This window comes from Cupriavidus sp. 05T313, assembly GCF_056396665.1.
In genome coordinates, this window is the sequence record NZ_JBFTLX010000392.1 from 1 (window position 1) to 4,509 (window position 4,509).

General features: G+C 63.1%; 3 protein-coding genes and 1 pseudogene. 3 read left to right on the top strand and 1 reads right to left on the bottom strand.

All coding sequences use genetic code 11. From position 1 onward, the window contains the following. On the bottom strand, nt 1-389 hold a 389-nt coding region (locus tag AC1DKD_RS39485), incomplete at its 3' end, for a tripartite tricarboxylate transporter substrate-binding protein (protein ID WP_477144587.1). A gap of 251 nt (nt 390-640) precedes the next feature. On the opposite strand from AC1DKD_RS39485, the pseudogene AC1DKD_RS39490 reads away from it, so the two are divergent. The 3 genes and pseudogenes from AC1DKD_RS39490 to AC1DKD_RS39500 all read left to right on the top strand — a co-directional run. Beyond that, nucleotides 641-823: pseudogene (locus tag AC1DKD_RS39490) on the top strand (DUF6538 domain-containing protein); the annotation flags it as partial. 234 nt (nt 824-1,057) lie between these two features. Further along, nucleotides 1,058-2,041 (top strand): site-specific integrase, encoded by a 984-nt coding sequence (locus AC1DKD_RS39495; protein WP_441634828.1) that lies wholly within the window; start codon nt 1,058-1,060, stop codon nt 2,039-2,041. Nucleotides 2,042-2,378: 337 nt separating this feature from the next. Further along, complete coding sequence (locus AC1DKD_RS39500; RefSeq protein WP_441634812.1) at nt 2,379-4,124, top strand: DUF6538 domain-containing protein; 1,746 nt, start codon at nt 2,379-2,381, stop codon at nt 4,122-4,124. Nucleotides 4,125-4,509 lie beyond the last annotated feature (385 nt).

The window sequence follows — 4,509 nt, forward strand, 5'->3', positions numbered from 1 at the left end:
AGGCCATACCACGCGCTCATCTGCATACCCTTGATGCCGTGTTCGGTGAAGATCGGGACCTCGGGGAACAACCGAAGACGCCTCTCCGCAGCGACCGCGATAGCGCGGACTTTTCCACGTCGGATATATGGGACGGCCCCGGTGTCGAACAGATATGAGAGCTGTCCGGCCATGACATCAGAGATGGCTGGGCCACTACCTTTGTAGGGCATGTGGATGACGTCGATGCCGGCAATGGACTTGAACAGTTCACCTGCCAAGTGAGCCGATGCGCCAATGCCGCCCGAACCATGGGAGAGCTTTCCTGGTTTTGCTTTGGCAGCATCGACGATGTCTTTCGGTGACTTGAATGGCGATGCCGCAGGCAATGCTACAAAGCGCTGCCACATCGGTGGGGCAGGCCCGACGCCCACTATCTATGCTGCCCTTGCAGTCTCCCCGCCACGCGTGCTATGGTGCGGCTTCCAGGAGAACGAAGCGCCCTCCGCCATAGCAGGTTGGGCGCTTCTACCGAAGGCGTACCCCTGAAACGCTTACGGGTCGGCTAAATCGCCTACTCGCCTGGCAAACCCGCGCCAGCGCTGGCTTTCCCGGCTGCGGCTGCTACATGAGACTGCTACATTTTCGTCTCGGAGGCAGCATGGCACACCCCTACCTCACCACCCGCAAGACGACGCGCCAGCTCTACTTCCGGCGAGCGGTACCCAGCGATTTGCACGCCATCCTGCCCCGCGAAATCTGGATAAGTCTGGCGACACCTTGCCGGCGCACTGCGCTGACACGGCTGCCGAGGGCAGCCATGTGGTTTGAAGAAACGCTGGAACAGGCGCGACGCCGGCTCGGGGGCGGGCTCACGGGTAGCTGGACACCCGGCCCGGAAAGCGGCCTACGTCAGCCCCGCAGCGCGGCGCCCCCGCCTCAGCCATGGCCCGACGCAGAGCGATGGCTTGACCCTAATCTGGCCGCATGGGAGACACGCCTCGACGCGATAGCGACCCAGGCAGCGCCGGCGCCACCGAGACTCCCCCCAGCCGGGCCCGAGGATACCTGGCCCACCGTGTTGGCATCCTGGCATCAGCTGCGCGCCCCCGCCGACAGAACCTTCGCGGCGGCCGCCAGCGAAGTGGCCCGCTTCATCACCCTCACGGGCGACAAGCCAGTAACGCATATCACCTTCGCCGACGTCGAGCACTACAAGCGGCACTGCCAGGAGGAACTTGAGCTCTCCCTGGCCACTATCAACAAGAATCTGTCCACGCTGTCGGGCATCCTGGGCAGCGCCATCCGCGCGCATCTGGGTAGCCTGACCACCAATCCCTTTGCGGGCGGCAAATACGCAAAAAAGGCAGTCACCAAGGGCCGGGCACACCGCCGCGACGCATATTCACCGGAAGAGCTAACCCTGTTGTTGCACTCCCCGGTGTTCACCACCGGCCTGCGCCCCCAGGCGGGCGCGGCGGAAGCGGCATACTGGCTGCCGCTACTCGGATTGATGACGGGGGCGAGACTCGAAGACCTGTGCTCGCTGCGACCTTGCGACATCGTGCAACGAGAGGGCGTCTGGTGCGCGCATCTGCACGACGCAAAACGCGAAAAACGCCTGGGCCTGCCCGACATCAAACGCCATGTGCCGCTGCACGCGGCCCTGGGGTTCCTGTCGTACGTGCAGCAGCTACGCGCGCTCGGGCCCTCGGGTCGCCTGTTTCCCGCCTTGCGTGCGGATAAATGGGGGCTCCACGGCAAGATTTTCGGCGGCTGGTACAACCGGTACCTCGACGCACTCGGCCTGGACGACCCCCGCCTGACATTTCACAGCTTCCGTCACACCTTCCGCGCGGCCTGTGAAGAATCAGGGATTAGCGGCGACATCGCAGAGGCCCTGATGGGCCGAGCCCCCGATGCGGACTACGGTCGTAACGAAAACGGTGAAAAACGGCTGTCCATCCCAGTGCTCGCCGCCGCCATCGCCAAGCTGCGCTTTGATGGCGTGGAGATGGCACACCTCTACGTGAACCCGGCCCCGATGCCCGGCTTGACTTGAGATGTGCTCCACCGCCATCGACCGGATTTGGCTGGCTTGGTCAATGCCCTTGGCAAGCGAAAGCCCCCCGGCCATCAGGTCGCTCGAACGCAGCGAAGTGCGCAGCAGGCCCGGCGCCACCGGTTAAACCCGACCACGGCCGCCATCGCAGGACGCGACAAGTCTCCCGCCGCGGTGGGCATCCCTGCGGCACAGAAGTCGGATACGCTCAAGCGGGCTCCCCCTGAAACGCTCCCGACCGGCCTAAAACGATTCTTACCTAAGCCCGGCCTAAATTAAAGGATTTGAACGCCTGGGTGCTACACGAGGCTGTTACATCAACCGTCTCGGAGTCACCATGTCGCACCCTTATCTCGCTACGCGCAAGAACTCGCGCAACCTGTACTTTCGCCGTGCCATTCCGGCAGAACTCCGCCCTATCCTGCAACGCCACGAAATCTGGATTAGCCTGAAGACACCCTGCCGCAAGACGGCCGTCACCCGGCTGCGGGAGGCCACGCGCGCATTCAACCAAACCCTTCAGCAGGCTCACGCCACGCTTCTTGGCCAGACCGCCGCTGATTGCCGGAACCACGTCCGTGGCGCAGCGTCGGGCGAATGGCTGTCCGATATCGACATTGATATCGACGTCGACGCCCTCACGCTCGAGCAAGTGGAAAGCCTGTTCGCGCGTTACCGCACCTGCGCGCTCGCCAACACAACGACAGAGCGCCAGGAACTGACGCCAGCGTTGATTGAACGCGTCGTCGAGCGTTACCGCGCCCATGCGCTTGCCAGTGAGGAGGAGCAGCGCCTGGGCATCAGCCCCGCCGAACTCGACGAGCGTCGTGCTCTCGCCACCCTCGCCAGGACACAAAGCGGCCTCGCCCGCGCCACGCGCGACGATGCCTATGTGGATGACCTGGCCCGCGATATCCTCAGCGCAGAAAAGCTGCATTTCGACCCCGCCAGTCCGACCTACAAAACGTTCCGCGCGGCGCTACTAAAGAACGAAGTCGAGACCTTGGACGAAGAACTTGCGCGACTTGCTGGCGACGGCCACGAGACGCCTCCGCTGTGGCCGCTAATCTCGCCGGCCGATACGTGGGAGGCAGCCTTCGACTCCTGGTGCGAAGGCCAGGCGCCGTCGGCGCGGTCGGTTGCCGCGGCAAGGAGCCTGGTCGAGTACTTCAAGAAGCTCACCGGGAAGGCACTGGCGGCACAAATCACGTTCGACGACATTGAAACGTACAAGCGCCGTTGCGCGGAAACCGTCTCGCTGGCGACCATCAACAAGAACCTGTCCATCCTCTCCGGCGTGCTCGGTCATGCTATCCGTGCACACCAGTGCTCGCTGCCATCGAATCCGTTCCAAGGCACCAAGTACTCCAAAAAAGCCGTGTTGAAAGGACGTCGAAGCCGTCGCGATGCATACACCGTGAGCGAGCTCAACTGCCTGCTGCGCTCGCCCGTCGTCATCGACGGAGTTCGTCCGCCTGCCGGCGCAGGCGAAGCCGCCTATTGGCTGCCACACTTGGGTTACATGACTGGGGCGCGCCTGGAGGACCTCTGCTCACTGCGGCCCGGCGATATCGTGCAGCGCGAGGGCGTCTGGTGCGCCCATTTGCACGATGCAAAACGCGAAAAGCGCCTGGGTATTTCTTCCATCATGCGCTATGTGCCCCTTCATGCGAACCTCCTCGCGATGGGATTCCTGGACTACGTGGAGCAGCGACGGATGGCGGCCCCAACGGAACGCCTGTTCCCGGCGTTGCGCCCGGATAAATGGGGAAACCACGGCAAATCCTTTGGCGCCTGGTTCAACCGCTACCTCGATGGTCTTGGCCTCGACGACCCCCGCCTGACCTTTCACGGCTTCCGGCACACGTTCCGCGCATTCTGCGAGGAATCCGGCCTCAGCCAAGCGGTCACCGATGCGCTGATGGGCAAGGCAAAGGACAACGACTATGGGCGAAACGAGGGCGGGGAAAAACGCCTACCATTCTCCGTCCTCGTTCAGGCGATGGAAAGGCTGCGTTTCCCAGGCGTCCGACTTGAACACCTGTGTGCGAACGCGTCCCGGAGCCCTTCGGAGAGCCAATGAGGGCCATGCGAAATAGCGGGAGCGCCGTGCAGGAAGTGCGAGCGAAAGAGGGCACGTTCCCCGATTTCTTTCGCTAACGCCGCTGCCTGCTTTGCGAACCGAATTCCTGCCCCTCGCGGCGCTCCGTCTCGGGAAAGTGTCTCCCCACGAAGCCGCTGGCATTTGACAATTTCCGCACATACAACAATTCCGCGACAAGCAACTCTGTCTCAACCCGCGGGCTATTACCGATATGAACGACCTCCTGGACCCCGCCATCCTCGGACGCATCGGCCTCGCTTACGATAAGAAGCCGAGCTTCGCCGAACGCGCTGCGCTCGCAGCGCTAACCCTGCCGAAGTTCTACAGCGGCAGCTTGCCGTTCGAACCGTTCTTGCTGAAGAGC

Coding starts and splice junctions, on each gene's coding strand:
- AC1DKD_RS39500 (WP_441634812.1), top strand. CDS start 2,379: ATGTCGCACCCTTATCTCGCTACGCGCAAGAACTCGCGCAACCTGTAC.